Source organism: Wolbachia endosymbiont (group A) of Trypoxylon clavicerum (genome assembly GCF_947251665.1).
In the GTDB taxonomy this organism is placed as follows: domain Bacteria; phylum Pseudomonadota; class Alphaproteobacteria; order Rickettsiales; family Anaplasmataceae; genus Wolbachia; species Wolbachia pipientis.
In genome coordinates, this window is record NZ_OX366374.1 from 969,892 (window position 1) to 995,845 (window position 25,954).

General features: G+C 35.5%; 24 protein-coding genes, 1 tRNA gene and 2 pseudogenes. 18 read left to right on the forward strand and 9 right to left on the reverse strand.

Translation table 11 applies throughout. The annotated features are described in order from the left end of the window. Positions 1–94: 94 nt before the first annotated feature. Positions 95–808: a TerC family protein gene (locus OPR60_RS05020; RefSeq protein WP_065095136.1), complete on the reverse strand. Its 714-nt coding sequence runs from the start codon at positions 806–808 to the stop codon at positions 95–97. Positions 809–1,205: 397 nt separating this feature from the next. Here OPR60_RS05020 and OPR60_RS05025 point away from each other — a divergent pair, with 397 nt between their 5' ends. From OPR60_RS05025 to OPR60_RS05040, 5 genes are all read left to right on the forward strand, one after another. Further along, entirely contained in the window at positions 1,206–1,397 is a 192-nt protein-coding gene (locus OPR60_RS05025) for a hypothetical protein (RefSeq protein ID WP_265040145.1), read from the forward strand. A gap of 26 nt (positions 1,398–1,423) precedes the next feature. Then, complete coding sequence (locus OPR60_RS06870) at positions 1,424–1,864, forward strand: IS5 family transposase (protein ID WP_406829751.1); 441 nt, start codon at positions 1,424–1,426, stop codon at positions 1,862–1,864. Between the two features lie 6 nt (positions 1,865–1,870). Continuing rightward, the gene (locus OPR60_RS06875; RefSeq protein ID WP_406829820.1) at positions 1,871–2,176 is read left to right on the forward strand and encodes a transposase; all 306 of its coding nucleotides are present in this window, start codon (positions 1,871–1,873) and stop codon (positions 2,174–2,176) included. Between the two features lie 351 nt (positions 2,177–2,527). After that, on the forward strand, positions 2,528–5,023 hold the full coding sequence (gene mutS / locus OPR60_RS05035; RefSeq protein WP_065095027.1) for a DNA mismatch repair protein MutS: 2,496 nt from the start codon (positions 2,528–2,530) through the stop codon (positions 5,021–5,023). A gap of 374 nt (positions 5,024–5,397) precedes the next feature. After that, positions 5,398–5,529 carry a hypothetical protein gene (locus OPR60_RS05040; RefSeq protein ID WP_265040146.1) on the forward strand — a complete coding sequence of 44 codons (132 nt, stop codon included), beginning with the start codon at positions 5,398–5,400 and terminating at the stop codon, positions 5,527–5,529. A gap of 70 nt (positions 5,530–5,599) precedes the next feature. On the opposite strand, the gene OPR60_RS05045 is transcribed toward OPR60_RS05040, so the two are convergent. Then, a complete protein-coding gene (locus tag OPR60_RS05045; protein ID WP_265040147.1) occupies positions 5,600–6,352 on the reverse strand; it encodes an IS5 family transposase in 753 nt (250 codons plus the stop codon). 353 nt (positions 6,353–6,705) lie between these two features. Here OPR60_RS05045 and OPR60_RS05050 point away from each other — a divergent pair, with 353 nt between their 5' ends. Beyond that, positions 6,706–7,884, forward strand: a complete 1,179-nt coding sequence (locus OPR60_RS05050; RefSeq protein WP_006279667.1) for a ribonuclease D — start codon at positions 6,706–6,708, stop codon at positions 7,882–7,884. 477 nt (positions 7,885–8,361) lie between these two features. Here OPR60_RS05050 and coaE read toward each other — a convergent pair whose 3' ends face one another. Further along, positions 8,362–8,949 carry a dephospho-CoA kinase gene (coaE, locus tag OPR60_RS05055; protein ID WP_065095029.1) on the reverse strand — a complete coding sequence of 196 codons (588 nt, stop codon included), beginning with the start codon at positions 8,947–8,949 and terminating at the stop codon, positions 8,362–8,364. Between the two features lie 166 nt (positions 8,950–9,115). On the opposite strand from coaE, the gene OPR60_RS05060 reads away from it, so the two are divergent. The 3 genes from OPR60_RS05060 to OPR60_RS05070 all read left to right on the forward strand — a co-directional run bounded on the left by OPR60_RS05060 (position 9,116) and on the right by OPR60_RS05070 (position 13,127). Then, positions 9,116–10,519 carry an NAD(P)H-dependent flavin oxidoreductase gene (locus tag OPR60_RS05060; protein ID WP_265040342.1) on the forward strand — a complete coding sequence of 468 codons (1,404 nt, stop codon included), beginning with the start codon at positions 9,116–9,118 and terminating at the stop codon, positions 10,517–10,519. Positions 10,520–10,953: 434 nt separating this feature from the next. Then, positions 10,954–11,706, forward strand: coding sequence for an IS5 family transposase (locus OPR60_RS05065; RefSeq protein ID WP_265040125.1), 753 nt, complete (start codon positions 10,954–10,956; stop codon positions 11,704–11,706). A gap of 635 nt (positions 11,707–12,341) precedes the next feature. After that, the gene (locus OPR60_RS05070; RefSeq protein WP_065095130.1) at positions 12,342–13,127 is read left to right on the forward strand and encodes an enoyl-ACP reductase FabI; all 786 of its coding nucleotides are present in this window, start codon (positions 12,342–12,344) and stop codon (positions 13,125–13,127) included. On the opposite strand, the gene secD is transcribed toward OPR60_RS05070, so the two are convergent. Continuing rightward, positions 13,124–14,632, reverse strand: a complete 1,509-nt coding sequence (gene secD, locus OPR60_RS05075; protein ID WP_065095131.1) for a protein translocase subunit SecD — start codon at positions 14,630–14,632, stop codon at positions 13,124–13,126. The genes OPR60_RS05070 and secD overlap by 4 nt on opposite strands. Before the next feature lie 164 nt (positions 14,633–14,796). Next, a pseudogene (locus OPR60_RS07045) lies at positions 14,797–15,127 on the reverse strand (DDE-type integrase/transposase/recombinase); the annotation flags it as partial. Positions 15,128–15,230: 103 nt separating this feature from the next. On the opposite strand from OPR60_RS07045, the gene OPR60_RS05080 reads away from it, so the two are divergent. After that, entirely contained in the window at positions 15,231–15,983 is a 753-nt protein-coding gene (locus tag OPR60_RS05080) for an IS5 family transposase (protein ID WP_265040148.1), read from the forward strand. Here the strand turns inward: OPR60_RS05080 and OPR60_RS07050 are convergent. Next, positions 15,957–16,100: pseudogene (locus tag OPR60_RS07050) on the reverse strand (transposase); the annotation flags it as partial. The gene OPR60_RS05080 and the pseudogene OPR60_RS07050 overlap by 27 nt on opposite strands. Positions 16,101–16,163: 63 nt before the next feature. After that, complete coding sequence (gene guaB / locus OPR60_RS05085) at positions 16,164–17,657, reverse strand: IMP dehydrogenase (protein ID WP_065095043.1); 1,494 nt, start codon at positions 17,655–17,657, stop codon at positions 16,164–16,166. A gap of 286 nt (positions 17,658–17,943) precedes the next feature. Between guaB and OPR60_RS05090 the strand changes: the two genes are divergently transcribed. Next, entirely contained in the window at positions 17,944–18,696 is a 753-nt protein-coding gene (locus OPR60_RS05090) for an IS5 family transposase (protein WP_265039745.1), read from the forward strand. Between the two features lie 371 nt (positions 18,697–19,067). Here OPR60_RS05090 and rsmA read toward each other — a convergent pair whose 3' ends face one another. Further along, positions 19,068–19,880 carry a 16S rRNA (adenine(1518)-N(6)/adenine(1519)-N(6))-dimethyltransferase RsmA gene (gene rsmA, locus OPR60_RS05095; protein WP_065095044.1) on the reverse strand — a complete coding sequence of 271 codons (813 nt, stop codon included), beginning with the start codon at positions 19,878–19,880 and terminating at the stop codon, positions 19,068–19,070. Positions 19,881–19,958: 78 nt separating this feature from the next. Between rsmA and OPR60_RS05100 the strand changes: the two genes are divergently transcribed. Together OPR60_RS05100 and OPR60_RS05105 are read left to right on the forward strand one after the other, a co-directional pair. Continuing rightward, positions 19,959–20,031 (forward strand) — tRNA-Thr (locus OPR60_RS05100). Between the two features lie 24 nt (positions 20,032–20,055). After that, entirely contained in the window at positions 20,056–20,823 is a 768-nt protein-coding gene (locus tag OPR60_RS05105; protein WP_265040345.1) for a triosephosphate isomerase, read from the forward strand. Here the strand turns inward: OPR60_RS05105 and OPR60_RS05110 are convergent. Further along, positions 20,789–21,541, reverse strand: a complete 753-nt coding sequence (locus tag OPR60_RS05110) for an IS5 family transposase (protein WP_265039632.1) — start codon at positions 21,539–21,541, stop codon at positions 20,789–20,791. The genes OPR60_RS05105 and OPR60_RS05110 overlap by 35 nt on opposite strands. Positions 21,542–21,696: 155 nt before the next feature. Here OPR60_RS05110 and gatB point away from each other — a divergent pair, with 155 nt between their 5' ends. From gatB to OPR60_RS05135, 5 genes are all read left to right on the forward strand, one after another. Further along, positions 21,697–23,121, forward strand: a complete 1,425-nt coding sequence (gene gatB, locus OPR60_RS05115) for an Asp-tRNA(Asn)/Glu-tRNA(Gln) amidotransferase subunit GatB (protein WP_065094585.1) — start codon at positions 21,697–21,699, stop codon at positions 23,119–23,121. Between the two features lie 132 nt (positions 23,122–23,253). After that, a complete protein-coding gene (locus OPR60_RS05120) occupies positions 23,254–23,697 on the forward strand; it encodes a hypothetical protein (protein ID WP_265040149.1) in 444 nt (147 codons plus the stop codon). Positions 23,698–23,723: 26 nt separating this feature from the next. Beyond that, positions 23,724–24,476 carry an IS5 family transposase gene (locus tag OPR60_RS05125; RefSeq protein ID WP_265039637.1) on the forward strand — a complete coding sequence of 251 codons (753 nt, stop codon included), beginning with the start codon at positions 23,724–23,726 and terminating at the stop codon, positions 24,474–24,476. Beyond that, positions 24,464–25,072 carry a hypothetical protein gene (locus tag OPR60_RS05130; RefSeq protein WP_265040150.1) on the forward strand — a complete coding sequence of 203 codons (609 nt, stop codon included), beginning with the start codon at positions 24,464–24,466 and terminating at the stop codon, positions 25,070–25,072. The genes OPR60_RS05125 and OPR60_RS05130 overlap by 13 nt, the downstream gene beginning before the upstream one ends. Before the next feature lie 42 nt (positions 25,073–25,114). After that, complete coding sequence (locus OPR60_RS05135) at positions 25,115–25,948, forward strand: transposase (protein WP_265040152.1); 834 nt, start codon at positions 25,115–25,117, stop codon at positions 25,946–25,948. Positions 25,949–25,954: the final 6 nt, after the last annotated feature.

A 25,954-nucleotide genomic window follows, 5' to 3' on the forward strand; every position in this document is an offset into this window, starting at 1 on the left:
GCGGCAACATGACGATAACCTCGTCATCCCGCTACGTGTTAGCGGGATCTATCCGCAGCAGTATGACGTAGGACTGCTGTCATCCCGCTGCTTGTTAGCGGCTGAGATACCGCGAATGAATCACGGTATGACGGTTAATTTTCTTTATTTTGCTCATAACTTCCACAAGCAGTGCAAACATAAATGAAGAATACAAATATCCTTTTGGTAATTCTATATGAAATCCATGAAGTATGAGGTACACACCGACAAGTAAAATAAATAAAATGGCGATTATTTTTAACCCTGGGTTAGATTTGATTAACTGGGCGGTATAACTTGATAAAAACAGCATTGCTAGCATGGAAAATGTAAATGCTGTAGCAATTATTACCATGTTATAAGTTAGTGCTATAGCAGTTAATATCGAATCAACCGAAAAAACTAAATCTATTAATATAATTTGTAGCACAACTAAAAAAAATTTTGATTTAACGTTTGCTTTCTTTTTATTTTTCTTACATACAAAGATGTCATCCCGTAACTCCATAGAGCTTTTAACAATAAGGAATAATCCCCCTGCGATCATAAGTAAATCCCTTGCTGATGCAGTGTGAAATATAGGTTTTTGCATTGACAATATAGATGATGTAAAAAATAGTATTACAAAACGCATTAATAGCGCTAATCCAAGGCCCATAAGGCGCACTCTTTCTCTCAGCACATTTGGTACCTTATCTATTGCTAGAGAAATAAAGATTAAATTGTCTACACTAAGTATAGTTTCAAGTAGTGTAAGTGTCAGTAAAGTCCAAGCATCAGTTAGCATTTTTGTTTCAAATTCGGTTCTTCTTACTCTACAATAGATGTGTAAAAATTAAGTGACTTCACTCAGAAGTTTTATAGCAGTTCTCCAGAAAAACAGGATATATAAAGTTCAGCAGCTTCTTCTATTTTCGTTTTTGAGCAAAATCAATAATAAGAGAGCTTCTTATTTTCATGCACGCAAATAAGATAAAGCCTTATTTTCATTTTTGACTTTATTTGAAAATAATATATACTATAAAAATAGTGTGCTAGGTTGAATGAATGTATATTAAAGGATCACCATCAGGCAAAGTATTCGCTGGTTATCAGGCATTTATACCAAGCCCCTTGCCACCAAAATTTGAATGGGACAATGATTTAGTTAATAGTCTTTAAACCCTTACTTTACTATAAGGAAAGTGGTTGAAAACTTAGGTATCGTATTTACAACAGCCCAAAGAGCAATCGTAAAGCTTGAAGATTTAGGCATCGTTTCACAAACTTCTCAAGGAAAGAGAGATCGGGTTTATTGTGCAACTGATATTTTGAATATTCTAGGCTCTGTGGACAAAAAATATGAAAAGAGAGAAAAAGATGGTAGTTTAGCCTAATAGGTAAAAAATGGAGAAACTACCATATGCAATATTACATCAAAGAGGAAAATTGGAAACAAATTTTAGAGTTCATAAAAAGCGTAAAAGGAATGCACAGCAAAGATGAAAAACGTTTAAGAATATTCATAGAGGCAGTGTGGTACATAGTGCGAAGTGGTTGCCAATGGAGACTTTTATCAAAAACTTATGGTAATTACAGGAGTATACATAAGCGATTTAAAAGATGGTGTGAAAGAGATGTCTGGAAAAAATTGCTTGAATATACTAAACAAGAGCCTGATTTAGAAGTTGCTATAATCGACGGTACGATCATCCGAGCCCATCCATGTTCATCTGGATATACAAAAAACTCCAAGGATCAAGAAGCTTTAGGGAGGAGCAAAGGTGGCTTTACAACTAAAATACATGCGCTTGTCGATGCACTTGGAAATCCACTTAAATTTACTCTGACTCCTGGTCAATGAAATGAAATTACGCAGGCACAAGTGTTGACCGAAAGTATCTATAACTCTACTGTAGTAGCTGACAAGGGCTACGATAGCAATGCCTTTGTTACAAGTCTTGAAGACAAGGGATGTACAGTAGTTATTCCGCCAAAACGGAATCGAAAAGTGCAAAGGTATTACGATGAGCATATCTACAAAGAACGTCATTTGATTGAGTGTTTTTTTGGTAAAATTAAAAATTTTAGGCGCATTTTTTCCAGATTTGATAAAACTGCTGAGGTTTTTATTGGTTTTCTCAATTTTGTTGGAGCTCTTGTATGGCTTCTCTAAAATTTTGTCCACAGAGCCTAGTAGCGGAATGACGGTTTTTCAAATTGTTGGTAAATCTAGGTCAGCTTAGCTACAGAAAAAGCTATAGTATTTTTCAAACTAAATAATAAACTTTGTAATTAGGACATTCTGGATTCCAGCGTCACGCGCTGGAATGACAATTGCATTTTTTGCTTTTTTGTCATCGAATACTCCTACTCTTTATATCATCCAAGTGTCCTGACTACTTGGATCCAAGAAATTTAATTGTTTTAAATTTTCCCCTCTATACACCTATTTAAAATTTATGTTATTCACATGTGCAATATAATCTATAATAACGTTTATCAATACAATATATTAAAAAACATTATGAGCTTCGTAAAAGAAAAAAACACCCCTGTGATGGAGCAGTATTTGAACCTGAAAGCTCAATACAAGGATCATCTGCTATTTTATAGGCTAGGAGATTTTTATGAGTTGTTTTTCGATGATGCTATTAAAGCTGCGAAATTGCTGAATATAGTGCTAACCAAGAGAGGCAATTCCAATGGGCAAGAAATACCAATGTGTGGAGTGCCAGCACACAGTAGTGAATCTTACCTACACAAGCTAGTAGATTTAGGATTCAAAGTAGCAATCTGTGACCAATTAGAAACTGCTGATGAAGCAAAAAAGAGGGGCTATAAATCCATAGTAAAACGTGATGTAGTGCGAGTTGTAACTCCAGGTACAATTATAGAAGATTCACTACTGGAGGATAAAAGCAATAATTATCTTGCATCCATAGTTGAACAAAATGACGAATATGCTATTAGTTGGCTTGAATTATCAACGGGAAAATTTTTTCACACTTTAACGAGTTTGAAAGCTCTAGATAGTGATTTATTGCGTATATCACCAAGAGAATTATTAATTTCTGAAAAATTCACTGAGGACGAAAAAATTAGATCGATTTTAAAAAACTATAAAATATCAATTACGCAACACGCACAGAGCTTTTTTGAGTATAGTAAATCTCACAGAACGTTATGCGAGTTTTATAAAATCAGGGAACTTGGGAGTATAGGAAATTTCAGCAAAGTAGAAATCATGGCGTGCGGTGCACTGCTTGAATATGTCAGAGTAACACAAAGGGGCTCTATTCCAAGGCTTGAATTCCCAAAAACCTATAAGCAACAAAATTTCATGCTTATTGATGCTTCAGCAAGGAGAAATCTTGAGTTATTTTCAACTCAATTTGGTGAAAAGAAAGGTTCACTAATTTCAGTTATTGATCACACAGTTACAGCCTCTGGTGGACGCCTGTTAAAACAAATGCTTGCTTCACCACTTGCTTGTTCTAAGGCAATTAACCTAAGGCTCAGCACCGCTCAATTTTTTGTAAATAATCATGATTCACGCAAAAAAATACGAGAGATATTATCTAACATTCCAGATATTGAGAGGTCTTTATCGCGCTTAATACTAGGGCGTGGTTCACCAAAGGATATGAACCTATTAAAAATAGGCCTAGGAAAAACTTTAGAGTTGTCTGAGTTCTTATGTAAAATTGAATCAGGTGAAAATGGATCTCTCCCACAACAATATGTCATCCAAACTGGGATCCAGCCAGCGTCACGCGCTGGAATGACAGTAAAATCAGACGAGAGTGAGCTAAGCACAATACATAAAAGCCTTGGCAATCATAAAGACCTATTTGAACTGCTAAATAGTGCTATACTTGATAATAACCTCAGTTCCGTGAAAGAAGGAGGATTTATTCACTCAAAATACAACTCAGAATTATCTGAGTTATCTTATATATTGAACAACAGTAACAAGTTGGTAACTAAGCTCCGTGAATCTTATCGCGACCTAACTGGCATTGCCGCACTCAAAATATTACACAACAACATACTTGGTTATTACGTTGAAGTGTCGGCAAATCACAAAATAACTTCGGATATATTTATTCATAGGCAAAGCTTAGCAAATAGCATGCGCTACACTACTAATGAATTGAAAGAACTAGAAAATAAAATTCTTACGGCACGTGATGCTGCAATCGGCTTAGAAATGAAAATTTTTAGTGAACTGTGTAGTGAAGTCGCTAAAGAATCTGAAAAAATTGCTCTTGCTGCAAATGCTTTGGCAAAACTTGATATTAGAACCGCATTTGCAGAGCTTGCAGTGCAAAATAATTACGTAAAACCCATTATTGATGACAGCAAAGAGTTCAATATCTGTAGCGGAAGACATCCAGTGGTTGAAGTTAACGATAAATTCATTGCAAATAGCATCAATTTAGCTGGTATACATCTAATTACTGGTCCTAATATGGCTGGAAAAAGCACTTTCTTGAGGCAAAACGCTCTCATTGCAATTTTAGCTCACATGGGGTCATTTGTGCCAGCAGAGAGTGCACATATTGGAGTGATTGACAAGATATTCAGCAGGGTTGGCGCAACGGATAATATAACAGCTGGTTATTCTACCTTCATGGTAGAGATGATCGAAACAGCAACGATAGTAAATCAGGCAACGGACCGTTCCTTGGTGATACTTGATGAAATTGGTAGGGGCACAGGGGTGTATGATGGATTATCTATTGCACAGGCGGTGATTGAACATATTCACAATGTAAATAAGTGCCGCGCCATTTTTGCAACTCATTATCATGAATTAACTAAAGTAAGCAAATACTTGAAGAACGCGAAATGTTTTTGTGTAAAAATAAGAGAGTGGAACGGAGAGGTTATTTTTCTACATGAAGTAATTGAAGGCATTGCAGATGAGTCATATGGAATACATGTAGCAAAACTTGCTGGTTTTCCTGATTCTGTTTTAAATAGAGCAAGTGAAGTGTTTGAGGAGCTGAAGGCTTGAATCATTATTATAAGTGAAGAATTACCTATACAATCGTGGTAGTAGCTATAGAAACGAAAAAACTTACTTGACACCCTTCGCCAGCGCCCTTATCATGATAGTGAAGCTATTGTATTTGCTTTCGCCAATCTGCAGATTAAAAGGTAAGGATTACTTAATGTATCGGCGTCTTATGTTCAATTTTTTGCAGTACATAGATACTGTATGTCTTTACAAAACTTCATCTACATCTAGATTTTTATCTAAATAAGCTGAACGCGCTTATAAAGCGTTACAAGACATCAAAAAATGCCAATACTCGACAGAGATAGTAAAAGACTAGCTAACTCGGGGATTCTTTGTCTTTTTTTCTGCTTAGTAAATTTCTTAAACATTTGCAGCGTAAGTTAGTTGCAATTAAAAGCAGCTTAATCTTGCTTGTCAAGCGTTTAAAACATAAAAAACGCCAATATTTTAAAGCGGATAATAACCCCAGGGCTTCTTTTGCCTTTTTTTTTATTTGGTAAATTTCTTAATATTTATAGCTAAACGACAATCGTCATCCCGCAGCGGGATCTAGGCTCTGTGGACAAAATTTTAGAGAAGCCATACAAGAGCTCCAACAAAATTGAGAAAACCAATAAAAACCTCAGCAGTTTTATCAAATCTGGAAAAAATGCGCCTAAAATTTTTAATTTTACCAAAAAAACACTCAATCAAATGACGTTCTTTGTAGATATGCTCATCGTAATACCTTTGCACTTTTCGATTCCGTTTTGGCGGAATAACTACTGTACATTCCTTGTCTTCAAGACTTGTAACAAAGGCATTGCTATCGTAGCCCTTGTCAGCTACTACAGTAGAGTTATAGATACTTTCGGTCAACACTTGTGCCTGCGTAATTTCATTTCTTTGACCAGGAGTCAGAGTAAATTTAAGTGGATTTCCAAGTGCATCGACAAGCGCATGTATTTTAGTTGTAAAGCCACCTTTGCTCCTCCCTAAAGCTTCTTGATCCTTGGAGTTTTTTGTATATCCAGATGAACATGGATGGGCTCGGATGATCGTACCGTCGATTATAGCAACTTCTAAATCAGGCTCTTGTTTAGTATATTCAAGCAATTTTTTCCAGACATCTCTTTCACACCATCTTTTAAATCGCTTATGTATACTCCTGTAATTACCATAAGTTTTTGGTAAAAGTCTCCATTGGCAACCACTTCGCACTATGTACCACACTGCCTCTATGAATATTCTTAAACGTTTTTCATCTTTGCTGTGCATTCCTTTTACGCTTTTTATGAACTCTAAAATTTGTTTCCAATTTTCCTCTTTGATGTAATATTGCATATGGTAGTTTCTCCATTTTTTACCTATTAGGCTAAACTACCATCTTTTTCTCTCTTTTCATATTTTTTGTCCACAGAGCCTAGGACTGCTGTCATCCCAGTCTGGGATCTATTTTGCATGTAACTCCAATTGTGTTTTGGCATAAAACGCGACGCGTATTAGACTTATTTGCAAGCAAAGCTTGCTAGATCCAAGTAGTCAGGGCACTGGGATGACAGGAGAAGGAAGCACTGGGATTGGGATGGAAAAGGCTATTTGTGTGATGCCAATGAGTGATAGAAAGTTCTGCAAGAAGTCATTAATTGCAAAAATTTAATATAAGTGGTAAAGTAGAACCACTGAATAAAAAACATATGTTAATTAATACAACGTCGGAGCTGGAGGACATATGTGAGGGGTTGATAGCAAAAAAGCCAAAATTTATAGCAGTTGACACGGAGTTCATTAGAAATAATTTAATCTACTACCCAAAATTATCGTTAATTCAAATTTCTTACGGAGAGAAGAGTTTTATTGTAGACGCATTAGTGCCAGAAATTGATTTATCATTCATTAAGAAAATAATGCTAAATCAGGGGATAACCAAAGTGTTTCATAGCTGCCGGCAGGATATAGAATCCTTACTCACTGTGTTTAAATGTATTCCCACTCCCATTTTTGATACCCAAGTTGCTGCTATGTTTTGTCATTATTATCATGACTTTATTGGTTACTCAAAAGTAGTGGAGCAATATCAAGGAATAGCACTGGATAAAATTAAAGCTAAAAATTCAGATTGGTTAAGGCGTCCGTTGTCCGAAGATCAGTTAGATTATGCAGTAAACGACGTGGTACACCTATATGACCTATACCAAATATTGTGCAATAAACTTGAAGAAAATAATAGGATGGGTTGGTTTCAAGAAGAGATGGAATCAATAGTTGATATAAATAAGTATTTACATAGCCCAAAAGATGCATGGAAGAGGATTAAATTTAATTATGAAGTAAATCCAAGATTGATACTAACTGTTAAAGCAGTTAGTGAGTGGCAAGAAACCTTAGCACAGCGCTATAATATGAACCGTAATAAAATAATCAATAATGCTGTAATAGCTGATTTTATTGAAAAAAATGTAGAGCATGTTGATGAGATTTTAGATGATCTCAAGAGGAATACAAAAAATATAAAAGATGCGGATTTACTAGAGTTTGTGAATATTTTTAATGAAAATGAGAGAAATTGGATGCAGCAAAACAACACCTTATCGAGTAATTATGACAAATCTGTACTTGATATACTCTCAATTATTTTAGATAGTAAATGTAAAGAAAGTAACATATCAAGGAAATTAGTTTCTTCAAAAGATGAGTTAACCGGGTCAATATCTGGACAGACAGATAAATTATTCAAGGGATGGAGATATGATTTTTTTGGCAGGTCAGTTGAATCATTTTTGAACACAAGCTCAAAATTTGAGATTTCAGCAGTGAAATCCGCAAATAATATAACCAAAATTCAGAGTAATTTAGTGGAGAATAACTGTTGCTAAAGTAACTTAGATTTATCGACAATCGTCATCCCGCTACGTGTTAGTGGCTAAGAGATACCGCAGCGGTATGACGGTTAAGTAGAGTGTCATCCCAGTGCCTTGACTACTTCGATCCAGGAAAATTGATTGTAAACGAGCAAACATTTTCGATAAAATTACCAAAAAGCTAGATCCCAGTGTCTGGGCACTGGGATGACACCATAGGGGGCTACTTGGATGACAGGAGAAGGAGGCTACTTAGAGGACCAAAAAAGGATGTCATTCCAGTGCTTGACACTGGAATCCAGTTTTCCATATAATCTCATCGAAAGCATTGTAACCACTTTCCGTGCTAGTTTACAAGCAAACTTTCCTGGATCCCAGTGTCAAGCACTGGGATGACACCATTATAGAGTGAACCAGTGTCAACTTAGGATGACACCCTGACAACCGTCATCCCGCTGCTTGTTAACGGCCAAGTGACGGTATGACGTAAAGCTACGTGTTTAGGTTTAATGAATCCACTATTTTTTTTACTTGAGAAAAAACATACTCTTTGCTTACACTGGTATCGATAATAAAGTCACTCATCTTCCTTTTCTCCTCAATAGATAACTGAACATTGAAGATTAAATTTAGCTTTTCTTTATCTATGTTGCGTTCGTTAAGTCTTTGAGCTTGCACAACGCTATCTGCATGGACGAAAACAATAAGGTTGCAATATAAATAAAATTTTGTTTCTAATAGAAGCGGCACATCTAAAACTAAAAGCTTTCTATCGATCTTTTTTTCCTTAGCAATAAAAAATTCTAATTCACGCAGCACAGCAGAGTGAACCAAAGATTGAAATTGTTTCCAGTTTTCATCGTAGGCTAAGAAATATTTAGACAGTACTGTTCTATCTATTTCACCATTTGCCACCACTCCAGGAAAATTTTTCTCTGCATAACTTATTATGCTTTTATCCACTCTATAAAGTTGGTGTACAACAGAATCAGCATCAAATACAGCAGCACCAAACTCTTGAAAGCAATTAGTTACAAAGCTCTTTCCTACCCCAATTCCGCCTGTTAGACCTATAATCATATAGCAAAATGCATTAACTTCTTTTGAAACTATATTTACAGTAGCTGCTGTGTCTACTAAAAACCCAAATTTGGCTATGCAGAGGCTCTGATGATACAAGAAAAAATAAACAGCTATCATTTTTTTAGTAATTAAGTAAAATAGAGTGAAAGATTGCGAGGAAGTTTTGAAAAATAAGATAAAAAAGATAGTAATTTCAGGAAAGGAAGTGTGGCCAATCATCGAAGGTGGTAAAGGCATTGCAATTAGTGATGGAAGGTCAAGCGGAGCATTTGCTGCAGCAGATGCTGTGGGTACGTTCTCTGGTGCAAATGCTAAGCTTATTAATGATAATGGTGAGTTAGTGCCGCTGATTTACAAAGGCAAAACAAGAAATGAAAAACACAGTGAATTGATTGAGTATAGTATTAAAGCTGGAATTAGTCAGGCAAGAATAGCAAATGAAATATCAAAAGGCCGTGGAAGAGTACATATGAATGTGCTTTGGGAAATGGGGGCAGCAGAACGCGTGCTTCATGGCATATTAGAAAAAGCAAAAGGCTTAGTTCATGGTATTACCTGCGGTGCTGGTATGCCTTATAGGCTTGGAGAAATTGCAGCTAAATATCAGGTTTATTATTACCCTATTATCTCATCGGTGCGTGCTTTTAAAGCATTATGGAAACGTACTTACCAAAAAATATCTTCCTATTTGCTTGGTGGAGTAGTGTATGAAGATCCATGGCTTGCTGGAGGGCACAATGGACTCAGTAACAGTGAAGACCCAGAGCTACCACAGGCTCCATTTGAAAGAGTTGCAGAGCTTAGATCTTTCATGAACGAGATCGGTCTTTCAGAAACACCAATTGTTATGGCAGGAGGAGTGTGGCATTTGAAAGATTGGGAACATTGGTTTGACAATCTGCAAATTGGACCAATAGCTTTTCAGTTTGGCACTCGTCCACTTTTGACGAAAGAAAGCCCAATTTCTGCAGAGTGGAAAAAGAAGCTACTCACTTTAGAAGAAGGTGATGTATTTTTAAATAAATTCAGTCCAACAGGGTTTTACTCATCTGCAGTAAAAAATAACTTCATACGTGAGTTGCAGGAACGGAATTCACGTCAAATAAAGTTTTCAGAAAATGCTAGCGAAGAATTTAATAATGAATTTGCAATGGGTAGCAGAGGTAGAAAGATCTACCTTACTGCAAAAGACAAAGAACTGGCAAATACATGGACTAAAGCAGGGTACACAGAAGCAATGAAAACCCCAGATTCAACTGTTATTTTTGTGACGCCAGATAAATTTAAACAAATAAGAGAAGATCAAATCAATTGTATGGGATGTTTGAGCCATTGTTTATTTAGCAATTGGAAAGATCATGGTGACCATTCAACAGGACGAAAGCCAGATCCGCGTAGTTTTTGCATACAAAAAACACTGCAAAACGTTATACACGATGGTGATATTGAGAACGAACTCATGTTTTCCGGGCACAATGTGTACAAATTTAAGCAAGATCCATTTTATGAGAATGGCTACGTACCGGCAGTAAAAGAACTGGTGGAAAGGATATTGACTGGGTATTGAGTCAGCAGTGGCCTGAAAAGTCCATTTTTCACTTTATAAAATGTTTATATTTTACTACCTACTTTATTTGAATAAGTTCTTCTGCCACACTTGAACGAATATCAAAAAAGATTGAATATTTGTGTGTATAATTATTAATCTTTTCTCAGTATTTTTACTATGGCTTTATCTAAGTTTCTCGACCCTAAGCTGGATTTAACCTTCAAAAAAATATGTAGGGTCGAGAACTGGCGCGCCTACTTTAGGGTTTGGTGGCTGATCCATTGTTTTCACAATAGGCCTCAATCCAAATTCCCATGTTAACGTTTCCAGCTCCCGCCTCGTCAAACGCAGCATCCGCACTACGCTTTCCTAGGCTCTGTGGACAAAAAATATGAAAAGAGAGAAAAAGATGGTAGTTTAGCCTAATAGGTAAAAAATGGAGAAACTACCATATGCAATATTACATCAAAGAGGAAAATTGGAAACAAATTTTAGAGTTCATAAAAAGCGTAAAAGGAATGCACAGCAAAGATGAAAAACGTTTAAGAATATTCATAGAGGCAGTGTGGTACATAGTGCGAAGTGGTTGCCAATGGAGACTTTTACCAAAAACTTATGGTAATTACAGGAGTATACATAAGCGATTTAAAAGATGGTGTGAAAGAGATGTCTGGAAAAAATTGCTTGAATATACTAAACAAGAGCCTGATTTAGAAGTTGCTATAATCGACGGTACGATCATTCGAGCCCATCCATGTTCATCTGGATATACAAAAAACTCCAAGGATCAAGAAGCTTTAGGGAGGAGCAAAGGTTGCTTTACAACTAAAATACATGCGCTTGTCGATGCACTTGGAAATCCACTTAAATTTACTCTGACTCCTGGTCAAAGAAATGAAATTACGCAGGCACAAGTGTTGACCGAAAGTATCTATAACTCTACTGTAGTAGCTGACAAGGGCTACGATAGCAATGCCTTTGTTACAAGTCTTGAAGACAAGGGATGTACAGTAGTTATTCCGCCAAAACGGAATCGAAAAGTGCAAAGGTATTACGATGAGCATATCTACAAAGAACGTCATTTGATTGAGTGTTTTTTTGGTAAAATTAAAAATTTTAGGCGCATTTTTTCCAGATTTGATAAAACTGCTGAGGTTTTTATTGGTTTTCTCAATTTTGTTGGAGCTCTTGTATGGCTTCTCTAAAATTTTGTCCACAGAGCCTAGTTTATGGGACAAACTGATATCACGTATTAATAGCTCATAATTTATTTTATTACTGGCAAATTGTGCAGTGCGGAAAACTTTTACTTTTGTCCTGATATCTTCTCCTTTAGCATCAGTTAAGGAAAAATCTATCACTTTAGGTAATATATCAAGTAAATCGTGCCCATTTTCGGTATACTCTAAATAATTCTTCATGTCGTCAGCTGCTCTTGCACTTAAAATATTGATTAACGGCTTATTAAGTAAATTCCCTTCCTCGTATTTTAACAAATTCCTTGCAGCTTGATTGAGCCCTAAAATTAACACGTTTTTTTTCTTATTATCCTGACAAACAGATACCACAGCATCATCTTTTCTTCTTGCAGTTATGAAATCATCCATACTTTCATTCTATACAGCGTATTTATAAGTATAATAAGATTATATTAAGATTTACTTACTTATTAATATGCTTAATTAGGTATAGGTAAAATGTCATATGGGATGGCTTTGTTGTAGAAGAATCAAGATTACTGTTTATAGACTTCAAGTTACTGCAAAAAATGTTTTAAAACATAGTGATATCTTGACTTTGCCTAGTTAATATTCCAAATTATAAAAAAACAGATAGTTCTATGACGACAAGTCTATTACAAGGCAAAAAGGGATTAATAACCGGAATAATAAATAAGAGATCAATAGCATACGGTATAGCAAAAACTCTCTCAGAGCACGGAGCAGAACTTGCAATCACCTACCAGAATGAAATAATAAAAGAAAAACTATCACCAATAGCAGATGAACTAAATGTGGAGCTAATATTACACTGCGACGTTTCAAATGAAAAAATCATAGATAACGCTTTCGAAATAATAGAGAAAAAATGTGGTACTCTTGACTTTTTGGTGCATGCAATAGCATTCTCCGATAAAAATGAGTTAGATGGTAAATATGTCAATACTTCACTGGATAACTTCCTCAATGCAATGCATATATCGTGTTATTCTTTTACTGCTTTAGCGCAAAGGGCTGAAAAAATGATGTCAAATGGTGGTAGTTTACTTACTTTATCTTATTATGGCGCTGAAAAAGTTATGCCAAATTATAACGTTATGGGTTTATGTAAAGCAGCACTTGAAGCAAGTGTAAAATATATAGCATGTGATCTCGGGCCACAAAATATCAGAGTAAATGCAATTTCCGCTGGTCCAATCAGAACTTTAGCATCTTCTGGAATAAGCGATTTTCACTCCATATCAGAATGGAATAGAAATAATTCTCCGCTCAGACGCAATGTTACAATAGAGGATGTTGGCAAGGCAGCGTTATACTTATTAAGCGACTTAAGTAGTGGCACTACTGGAGAAATTTTGCACGTTGATTCAGGATATAACGTTGTGGGAATGAAGGTAGTTGACTAACAAAGCACTAGTTCCTTCGGGTTCATACACAACTCTATCAGGAGTTTTGTGACTGTGATTGCAGAAAACATCGAACATAAAATTCCTATTGATAGAGTGACAGAAAAGCCTCTTATTGCTCCACTGCCAATAATGAACATTATTCCTGCAGCAATTAATGTAGTGATATTTGAATCCAGTATTGTCTTTATAGCGTTTTTAAACCCTTCTTCAATAGCACGTTCCACTCTCTTGCCAGATTTGATTTCCTCACGAATTCGCTCAAATATTAAAACATTTGCATCCACCGCCATACCAACAGTAAGTGCAATACCGGCAATTCCAGGTAAAGTTAGAGTTGCTTCAAGCAGAGTGAGAATTGATAATATAAGAACTACATTAGAAAAAAGTGCAACAGAGGCCAATACACCTAATTTGCCGTAAGTGATGATTATAAATAAAGCCACGGCTATAATAGAGATTGTTGCTGCCATTTCCCCTGCCTTTATTGATTCTTCTCCAAGACTTGGGCCAATGTTTTTTTCTTCAATTATTTTAAGTGGTGCTGGCAGTGCTCCAGATTTTAAAAGTATTGCAAGTTCGCTTGCTTGTTTTTCAGTGAAATTACCGCTAATTTCTCCCTCTCCATTTAAAATTGGCTCACGTATTGTAGGTACTGTTAAGACTGTGTTATCCAGAACAATTGCAAAAGGTTTTCCCACATTTTCTTTAGTGATTTTTGCGAATCTTTTACTCGCTATGCTGTCAAATTTAAAATGCACTGTTGGTTTACCTAAGTGACCAAATCTAACTGATGCGTTAACCAGCGAATCACCACCTATTTCAGTTTTGCGGAATATTGGATAAGAATTACCTAAAGAATCCTTGAGCATGACAGTGGTTTCATGGTCTATATCCTGCACCTTGGCTATGTTAGTGTTTGCCAAATGAAAAGCTAGCTTAGCAGTTTTGCCAAGCAGAGATTTTATCTGCTTGGTATCTTCTACTCCAGGCACCTGCACTAATATTTTATTCTGCCCTTGTTTTTGAACGCTGACTTCCTTTGTGCCAAGTTTGTCCAAACGGCGCTGGACATTGTTTATTGATTCTGCAGCTACTTCACTGATCAAAGAATTTTTATAATGGGGTTTATACGAAATGAGAATCGAAGAATCTTTTCTATTTAGCTCTAAATTTGGATTTATCGCATTAATCAACACAGATGCTTTTTTATAATCATCAATATTATTTAAAGTTATAACGCTATTTTGTACGTTAGATTCAATATTTTTTGTTAGCAATGTCTCTTTTATTTCGTTAGCTAGCATGCTTAGCTTTTCCTTAAAATAGAAGTCTAAGTCTATGTTTAAAAGCAAAGATGCCCCTCCTTTCAGGTCAAGGCCTAAGTTTATTCTTTTTTTCGAAATAAAAAGCTTATTATCAAAGAAATTTGGCAGTGTTATGTATAAAGCAAATAAACAGATGCATAATACTGAAAAAGATTTGACTATAAGTCTGTTATACATAAGTTGTAGGTTTAAAATTGTAATAATTGATTGTAAGTTAAAAATAGATTTTTGTAAAATTCTCTATTTGACCTTACCCAGAAAAAGTAGAGAGAAAGTTAAGACGTTTTTATCATGAGAATAAATTGTGCAGGAATGCAATAGTTAATAGTAGAATGTCTACGTTATTTGTTATAAAAGATTTCTATGTATTCAAATATGGCAGTTCTGGTTTGTTGAGCGAGAAGTATCAATAAGCAGCTCCCTTTTAAGTGAACTTTTCTGCAACAGAGTTATCGTAACAACAGCCCTTATGGCTTATGCTGGAAATGATGTTTTTTGTATTCAATAGAAATTGGTAATTTTGAGAGGTATACTCTGACCCTTGATCGCTATGTAACAGCAGATTTTTATCGGGTTTGCGTTTATCAACGGCCATCAATAAAGAATCTATAACTAATTATCATGTTACTCATTAACCACCATGCGTGAATATAGGTCAATTATTGCCGCCAACAACCTTCTTTAGTTTTTATGTAGGCTCTGTGGACAAAAAATATGAAAAGAGAGAAAAAGATGGTAGTTTAGCCTAATAGGTAAAAAATGGAGAAACTACCATATGCAATATTACATCAAAGAGGAAAATTGGAAACAAATTTTAGAGTTCATAAAAAGCGTAAAAGGAATGCACAGCAAAGATGAAAAACGTTTAAGAATATTCATAGAGGCAGTGTGGTACATAGTGCGAAGTGGTTGCCAATGGAGACTTTTACCAAAAACTTATGATAATTACAGGAGTATACATAAGCGATTTAAAAGATGGTGTGAAAGAGATGTCTGGAAAAAATTGCTTGAATATACTAAACAAGAGCCTGATTTAGAAGTTGCTATAATCGACGGTACGATCATCCGAGCCCATCCATGTTCATCTGGATATACAAAAAACTCCAAGGATCAAGAAGCTTTAGGGAGGAGCAAAGGTGGCTTTACAACTAAAATACATGCGCTTGTCGATGCACTTGGAAATCCACTTAAATTTACTCTGACTCCTGGTCAAAGAAATGAAATTACGCAGGCACAAGTGTTGACCGAAAGTATCTATAACTCTACTGTAGTAGCTGACAAGGGCTACGATAGCAATGCCTTTGTTACAAGTCTTGAAGACAAGGGATGTACAGTAGTTATTCCGCCAAAACGGAATCGAAAAGTGCAAAGGTATTACGATGAGCATATCTACAAAGAACGTCATTTGATTGAGTGTTTTTTTGGTAAAATTAAAAATTTTAGGCGCATTTTTTCCAGATTTGATAAAACTGCTGAGGTTTTTATTGGTTTTCTCAATTTTGTTGGAGCTCTTGTATGGCTTCTCTAAAATTTTGTCCACAGAGCCTAGATCTTTTGCTATTTTTGTACTTGCTTGACCTGTTTCTTTAACCAGCTTAACAGCTTCTAATTTGAATTCTGCTGTATATTCTCTTCTATTTGTCATATTTTGAAAAAACGTTTTATTTTACTCCAAAAACGTCTTAACTTTCTCTCTACTTTTTCTGGACTACTCCGAATCGGTTGACAAATTGGACGTTTGATAAGCATAATTTGGAGCTTCTTGTGTAATGACTATATCATGAGCGTGACTCTCTCTTAATCCTGATGCAGTAATAGTAACAAATTTACAATTTTTTTTCATCTCTTCTATATTCCTATTACCAGTATACCCCATTGCAGCTTGCAATCCGCCAATCAATTGATGGATTACTCCTGAAGCTGGACCTTTGAATGGAACTCTTCCTTCCACTCCTTGTGGAACTAATTTGAGTTTTGAATCTTTATCTTGAAAATAACGGCTAGCTGAACCTCGTTTCATTGCACTAATAGATCCCATTCCTCGATAGCCTTTATATGCTCTGCCCTTATACATAATAATCTCACCTGGGCTTTCGTCAGTGCCAGCAAAAATCGAACCAATCATCACAGAGTCAGCACCAGCTGCAATAGCTTTTGCAACATCTCCTGAGTATTTTACCCCACCATCAGCAATTAGTCTGACGTTTCTTGCTCTACACGCCTCTGCAACATTCTTGATTGCAGAGAATTGTGGCACACCAACACCTGTAACTATTCTGGTTGTACAGATTGATCCTGGTCCTATTCCAACCTTCACTGCATCAACACCCGCATCAATCAACGCTTCAGCAGCCTCCTTTGTTGCAATGTTTCCGCCAATTAATTGCGTATTAGGATACATCTTTTTTATTTCCCTAATGGTATTGATAACGTTTTCGGAATGACCGTGAGCAGTATCCACAACAACTACATCAACTTCTTCTCCGATCAAAGCTTCACATCTGTCTATACCATCTTTTTTACCAGTGCCAATTGCAGCGGCAACTCTGAGACGCCCTTTACTGTCTTTACATGAATTTGGGTATCTATTGTATTTTTCAATGTCTTTAACCGTAATTAAACCTATACAACAAGAATTTTCATCTACGACCAAAAGCTTTTCTATTCTATTTTCATGCAACAATTTCATTGCTGAGGCACTATTCACTCCCTGCTCCCGCACTGTCACTAACTTATCTTTTGTCATCACTTCGGAAACTTTTACATTCATGTTCTGGTCTTCAATAAATCTCACATCTCGGTTAGTTAAAATTCCAACTAACTTGCGTTGATCGACTACAGGAATGCCAGAATAATTGTGCTCTCTCATTAATGAAATTGCTTCCGCAACTGTTTTATCCGGTGAAATCGTAATTGGGTTATACACGATCCAACTTTCATATTTTTTCACCCTTCTTACTTCTAAAACTTGTTCATCTATTGATAAATTCTTATGTATGCAACCTATCCCTCCATGTTGGGCAATAGCTATTGCAAAGCCCGATTCAGTAACAGTATCCATTGCAGAGGATATGAGAGGGATATTTAGTTCTATACTATTTGTTAAATAAGTTTTTGTATCTGCATCGCAAGGCAATATATTAGAATAGGCTGGCAAAAGAAGTATATCGTCAAACGAATAACAAGCTTCCATTTTTTTCATAGGCTTTATTTAAAGCTTATACGCCAATTAATTAAATTGCAATAGGCAAAATTAGCTAGGAGCCTTTAATTGTATAGCTCTAACTGTTTTTAGGAGATAGAAAAGCTATATGGTTGCTAATACATTTTATTGCAGAATAAGCATTCTATAGCTAACCCAAGAAAGGTTTCCCTACATCATACCACGATTCATTCGCGGTATCTCTAGGCTCTGTGGACAAAAAATATGAAAAGAGAGAAAAAGATGGTAGTTTAGCCTAATAGGTAAAAAATGGAGAAACTACCATATGCAATATTACATCAAAGAGGAAAATTGGAAACAAATTTTAGAGTTCATAAAAAGCGTAAAAGGAATGCACAGCAAAGATGAAAAACGTTTAAGAATATTCATAGAGGCAGTGTGGTACATAGTGCGAAGTGGTTGCCAATGGAGACTTTTACCAAAAACTTGTGGTAATTACAGGAGTATACATAAGCGATTTAAAAGATGGTGTGAAAGAGATGTCTGGAAAAAATTGCTTGAATATACTAAACAAGAGCCTGATTTAGAAGTTGCTATAATCGACGGTACGATCATCCGAGCCCATCCATGTTCATCTGGATATACAAAAAACTCCAAGGATCAAGAAGCTTTAGGGAGGAGCAAAGGTGGCTTTACAACTAAAATACATGCGCTTGTCGATGCACTTGGAAATCCACTTAAATTTACTCTGACTCCTGGTCAAAGAAATGAAATTACGCAGGCACAAGTGTTGACCGAAAGTATCTACAACTCTACTGTAGTAGCTGACAAGGGCTACGATAGCAATGCCTTTGTTACAAGTCTTGAAGACAAGGGATGTACAGTAGTTATTCCGCCAAAACGGAATCGAAAAGTGCAAAGGTATTACGATGAGCATATCTACAAAGAACGTCATTTGATTGAGTGTTTTTTTGGTAAAATTAAAAATTTTAGGCGCATTTTTTCCAGATTTGATAAAACTGCTGAGGTTTTTATTGGTTTTCTCAATTTTGTTGGAGCTCTTGTATGGCTTCTCTAAAATTTTGTCCACAGAGCCTAGATCCCGCTAACAAGCAGCGGGATGACGGTTCTTCAAATCGTTAAGTGTCATCCAAGCCTCCTATGATGTCATTCCAGTGTCCCTATGATGTCATCCCAGTGCCCAGACACTGGGATCCAGGAATTTTATTAAGTATAAAAGTAGCCGTTTTATGTTAAAATACAACGTTTTAATGATTATGAAAAAGCTGGATTCCAGACTGGAATGACATCGTTTACTATGTGCCATATTGCAATGTTCGTACAGTAAGTCATAGGATGACAGAAGCGGAGCTATAGAAGCTGGTGTAGCTCTGTCGTATAGCTCTCACTGTTTTTAGGGGATAGAAGAGATACCAGAATATATAGCTGCTAATACATTTTATTGCAAAATAAGCATTCTACATTATTTGCCAGCAAACAAAACTGCTCAATAGTTAAGTTTTCTGGGCGTTCGTTTCCACTCAATTTAGCGTTTTCAAAGATGATTTCAGGGCGGTTCGTTATATTTTGCAAGCTATTTCTCAGCATCTTTCTTCTTTGAGAAAAAACAGCACGTGTTAATCTTGTTAAGGTTTCCAAATTTACTGCAAATTTTGGGATAGGCAAAGGATTTACTGTAATTACTGAAGAATGTATTTTTGGTCTTGGAAAAAACTCTTTAGGTTCAATATCAAATTCCTTTTTTATATCACATAGTAACTGGCTTAGCACTGATAAGGAACCATAATCTTTAGAATTGGGTCTTGCCGTAATGCGATCTGCTACCTCTTTTTGAAACATTAATGTCAAGTTCGTAAAAAATTTTATATTATTTAACCACTTTAAAAATAACACTACCGAGATATTGTAAGGCAAGTTAGCAATAACTTTAACTGGGCGCTCTATCAGCTCTTCTTCTGTAACATGCAGTGCATCTGCTTCTATAATTCTATACTTTCCTTGATGCTCATTTAGCAGTTGGTCATGGTGTTTTACTAAATCTCTATCTTTTTCTATAGAAAGTAGAGACTTTGGATTATGCACCAATATTTCTCTTGTTAATGCACCATATCCAGGACCAATTTCAATGACATTAAAATTTTCCAGACTACCAGCTAAAGCGACGATTTTTTTTGTTATCTCACTCGATAAAATAAAATTTTGCCCTAGACTCTTTTTTGGCTTCAGTAAAAATTTTTTCATATTATTTTCATTATACAGTATTTTAAAAATTAGTTGACTAAAATTCATTGATAATTGTATATTATTAATGTGTTTAACGCCGGCTTAGCTCAATTGGTAGAGCAACTGACTTGTAATCAGTAGGTTGTCAGTTCAAGTCCGACAGCCGGCACTCTCACTCATATAAGTAAAGTTGATGTCCTTTTTAATAGTAGCAAATTGGAAAATGAATGGAATGCGTTCTTCATTTGTTGACTTTATAGGCAAACTTAACGACAAGAGCAACGAAATTACCTCTAAATTAGTAATTTGCCCTCCTTTTACGTCATTTCCAAGCAGTATAGAGTTGAACAATAATATTAATATAGGAGCACAGAATTGCCATCATAAAAAGTTCGGTTCTTACACAGGTGAAATTAGCGCAGAAATGTTAAAAGAACTAGGGTGTACTTACGTAATACTTGGGCATTCTGAAAGGGCCAATGAAAAAGATAGTGAAATAAAACTTAAGTCAGAAATAGCAATAGAATCAGGCTTACACCCAATTATCTGTGTAGGTGAAAATTCAGAAGATTATAAGAATGAAAAAACAAAAGAAGTAATAGAATATCAATGCAAAAACCGCTTGCCAACACACGGTGAATATACCGTAGCATATGAGCCAATATGGGCAATAGGCACAGGTCATGTGCCAAATAATGATGCAATTGCTGAGGTGATAGAGGTAATAAAATTGTGTACTAGTAAAAAACACATTATATATGGTGGTTCAGTCAGTTCAGAAAATATAGAAAATTTGTTAAATATTTCAAATTTATCAGGAGTTTTAATTGGCAGTGCAAGCTTAGATTTCGATCACTTTTATAAAATCATACAACAGGTTGAAAAAAAGTTTTCTCTTATCAATTCTAGGCTCTGTGGACAAAATTTTAGAGAAGCCATACAAGAGCTCCAACAAAATTGAGAAAACCAATAAAAACCTCAGCAGTTTTATCAAATCTGGAAAAAATGCGCCTAAAATTTTTAATTTTACCAAAAAAACACTCAATCAAATGACGTTCTTTGTAGATATGCTCATCGTAATACCTTTGCACTTTTCGATTCCGTTTTGGCGGAATAACTACTGTACATCCCTTGTCTTCAAGACTTGTAACAAAGGCATTGCTATCGTAGCCCTTGTCAGCTACTACAGTAGAGTTATAGATACTTTCGGTCAACACTTGAGCCTGCGTAATTTCATTTCTTTGACCAGGAGTCAGAGTAAATTTAAGTGGATTTCCAAGTGCATCGACAAGCGCATGTATTTTAGTTGTAAAGCCACCTTTGCTCCTCCCTAAAGCTTCTTGATCCTTGGAGTTTTTTGTATATCCAGATGAACATGGATGGGCTCGGATGATCGTACCGTCGATTATAGCAACTTCTAAATCAGGCTCTTGTTTAGTATATTCAAGCAATTTTTTCCAGACATCTCTTTCACACCATCTTTTAAATCGCTTATGTATACTCCTGTAATTACCATAAGTTTTTGGTAAAAGTCTCCATTGGCAACCACTTCGCACTATGTACCACACTGCCTCTATGAATATTCTTAAACGTTTTTCATCTTTGCTGTGCATTCCTTTTACGCTTTTTATGAACTCTAAAATTTGTTTCCAATTTTCCTCTTTGATGTAATATTGCATATGGTAGTTTCTCCATTTTTTACCTATTAGGCTAAACTACCATCTTTTTCTCTCTTTTCATATTTTTTGTCCACAGAGCCTAGCTAACATGAGTTTTGTTTTGACTTTTTGTGTTAATTTTGCAGAATATTAAGATTATCATTTAAATAAAATACATGACGAAAGAGGATTGGGAAGCGGTAATTGGGCTTGAGGTGCACGCTCAAATTTCTTCTAATACGAAGCTATTTTCTAGCTCATCAACGGAGTTTGGTGCTGAGCATAACACTCAAGTTTCTCTAGTTGATGCAGCAATGCCAGGTACGCTGCCGATACTAAATTATTACTGCATAGAGCAAGCAATACGCACCGGTCTTGCACTTTCTGCAGAAATTAATAAGTGTTCTTACTTTGATCGGAAAAATTATTTTTATCCTGATTTACCGCAAGGTTACCAGATAACCCAGTTTTTTGAGCCAATAGTTAAAAACGGTAGAGTATTTATCAACGATAATGAAAAAGAAATAAGAATTGCGAGAATTCATTTAGAGCAAGATGCAGGAAAGAGCGTTCATGAGGAAAGCAAAACTTATGTAGATTTAAATCGTGCAGGGGTTGCTTTAATGGAAATTGTTTCAGAACCAGATCTCCGTTCATCTGCGGAAGCTGCAGAATGCATGAAAAAATTGAGGCAGATTTTGCGTTACATTGGTTCATGTGATGGTGATATGGAAAAGGGATCACTTCGTTGTGATGCAAATGTTTCTGTCCGCCTAAAAGGCAGTAATACATTTGGCACTCGTTGTGAGATAAAAAATCTGAACTCGATACGTCATATTGTGCAAGCTATAGACTATGAAATACAAAGACAAATTGAAATTTTAGAAAGTGGAGAAGAAATAAGTCAAGATACCTTATTGTTTGACGTTGCTTCGGGAAAAACAAAAGTGATGCGAAACAAAGAGGATGCAAGCGACTACAGGTATTTCCCTGAGCCTGACTTGTTACCAGTTGAGGTAAGCCAGGAGAAGATTGATTTAATTCAATCATCTTTGCCTGAGTTACCGGATCAAAAAAAGCTGCGATACATTGAGGAATTGGGTATCAACGAATACGATGCAAACGTCATTACCTCCGATAAAGCAATTGCTGATTATTTTGAGGAATTGATAAAAAAACATGATTCAAAACTCGCCGTTACCTGGTTAACTGTAGAGCTTTTCGGTCGTTTAAATAAAGCAAATATTGATATTGTGAGCTCCCCAATCAAAGCAAATGCTTTGTCAGAACTCTTAGATTTTATCGTTGATGGAACAATCTCTGCTAAACTTGGCAAACAAGTATTCGATAGTATGTTTGAAACTGGCAAACCTGCATCTTTAATTATAGAAGAGCAGGACCTAAAACAGATCACAGATAAAGGTCAAATATCAGAAGTTATCGACACAATCATCAATAGCAACCAAGATAAAGTTCAAGAATACAAAAGCGGTAAAACAAAATTATATGGTTTCTTTGTTGGTGAAGTCATGAAATTCACCAAGGGAAAAGCCAGCCCTGATGTTGTGAATTCAATTTTGAGTGAGAGATTAAGTAATTAGTCACATTTTTTTATTTACATAACAGCACATCTCGTAGATATTCCAAGGTCTTTGTTACGATATCTGTATATCATGACATATAACTTTTTTACCATTTGTTGGTACTATTTTTAAAATTATGTGAGGTTGAGGATGCCTGAAACTTATCCTGCTTGGGGAAGAAAGCGGTCTCTTCATGGTGATATCTACCAACTAAAGTGGGTAATGCTGCTTCTCAAACGTGCAGTAGATGTTGGATATTCTTTCCGTTTAGCTACAGAAATGGAATCAGCTACGGGTTTTGATGATATTGTTTTTCAGGATAGGAAAAATGAAAAAATAGTACATAGGTTTATACAAAACAAACACAAGCAAAATGAATGCGAAAAAATCGGTGTAGGTAAATTGCTTTCAAAAAATAAAAGTGGTGAATTTAGTGTTCCAAAATATTTTGTTTCCTATCTAAAGATTAAAATTAATCCAGATTTTGCAGATGGTGACCTAAAGGACTTTACTATCTGTACTAATATCGGTTTCGATCTAGGCTCTGTGGACAAAAAATATGAAAAGAGAGAAAAAGATGGTAGTTTAGCCTAATAGGTAAAAAATGGAGAAACTACCATATGCAATATTACATCAAAGAGGAAAATTGGAAACAAATTTTAGAGTTCATAAAAAGCGTAAAAGGAATGCACAGCAAAGATGAAAAACGTTTAAGAATATTCATAGAGGCAGTGTGGTACATAGTGCGAAGTGGTTGCCAATGGAGACTTTTACCAAAAACTTATGGTAATTACAGGAGTATACATAAGCGATTTAAAAGATGGTGTGAAAGAGATGTCTGGAAAAAATTGCTTGAATATACTAAACAAGAGCCTGATTTAGAAGTTGCTATAATCGACGGTACGATCATCCGAGCCCATCCATGTTCATCTGGATATACAAAAAACTCCAAGGATCAAGAAGCTTTAGGGAGGAGCAAAGGTGGCTTTACAACTAAAATACATGCGCTTGTCGATGCACTTGGAAATCCACTTAAATTTACTCTGACTCCTGGTCAAAGAAATGAAATTACGCAGGCACAAGTGTTGACCGAAAGTATCTATAACTCTACTGTAGTAGCTGACAAGGGCTACGATAGCAATGCCTTTGTTACAAGTCTTGAAGACAAGGGATGTAAAGTAGTTATTCCGCCAAAACGGAATCGAAAAGTGCAAAGGTATTACGATGAGCATATCTACAAAGAACGTCATTTGATTGAGTGTTTTTTTGGTAAAATTAAAAATTTTAGGCGCATTTTTTCCAGATTTGATAAAACTGCTGAGGTTTTTATTGGTTTTCTCAATTTTGTTGGAGCTCTTGTATGGCTTCTCTAAAATTTTGTCCACAGAGCCTAGCTCAAAGTACAACACAAAATACAATAAAAAAGTTGAAAGCAAAAACTTCGGGACCAAACAAGGGAATAGAAATTGCAGTTGAAGTAATAAGCACTAGTGATATTTTTTTTAAATACGGCGGTACGAGATACAAGTTCTCTTGTACTCACGATAACATGATTTCAATAGTGCAACCGGCATTTAAGAGTGCTGTAAAAGAAGCAATAGAAGAATTGGAAAAGGAGATAAAAGAACTTCAAGGTAAATCAGATCAAAACTCAAAAAGAAAATTGGAAAGAAATCAGGTATGGCAACGTGAGTTTGAGCGAATGACAAATGAAGGCAAGTTAGAAGAGAATATAAGGGAATTTTTTGATAAATTAGTATTTGCAGTAAATCAACCTAACGAGATAAAACTAGCGGAAATCATTGAGAATGAGTTAGGCAAAGAATTTAATAATATCGATAAAAAGAACGTTTATGGTCGCTTTCTGGTAGAAGTTCTGGATTGGATGAAAGCAAGAGAGGGAAAGTTTCTATCACATGAAGAAATAAATGAAGACCTGCTGCAAAAGGTGATTGAAAAAATGATGTGAGAGGGGTAGAAGAAGAATAAGCAGATCAAGTAAGGAAAAAAAATGAGCTTTAGTTACTATAATATGAAAAAACACCCAAGAAACTTTCGTAATATAACAGGTTTAAGTATAGAGGAGTTCGAAAAAGTAGTAGAAAAAGTGAGGTCTGGATGGAAAAAACTTGAAAAACAGAAAAAGTGTCATGGTAGAAGATCAAAACTACCAACTCTGGAAGATAAGTTGTTTTGCGTAATTTTGTACTATCGCACTTACATAACACATAGATTTTTAGGATGCCTATTCAATGTGCACAACGCAAATGTATGTAGGTTACTTAAGAGAATAGAGCCATTACTCGCCAAAAAAGTGACTATAACAAAAGATAGAAGTATGACGCCAGAAAAAATACTGAAGATTTTGGCTGATGTTACAGAACAGCAAATACAGAGGCCAGAAGATAGTAAAAAACGGAAGAAATCATATTCAGGAAAAAAAAGAACCAACACTATGAAAACTGAGATTATTATCGAAGAAGGAGGAAGAATTTTATCAGTGTCAAAGTCATACCGTGGTAGAATTAGTGATTTTCGCATAAGGAAACAAGAAAAATATTTACCACTTGATAGCATAAAACATGCTGATTCTGGATATCAAGGTTGGCAAAAATTGCAAAGCAATGTTATAATTCCATATAAAAAGTATCGTAAAAAGCCATTAACTCCAGAGCAGAAAGAGCATAATAGAAGGTTAGCATCATTTAGAATGAGAGTAAAAAATAAGATCCGAGAGATAAAGATATTTAAGATTATGTCGAATGTTTATCGCAATTTTCAGAAAAAATATAACTTGAGGTTCAATATTATTGCTGGTATTGTAAATCTTAAGCACACCTTTTAGTTAACC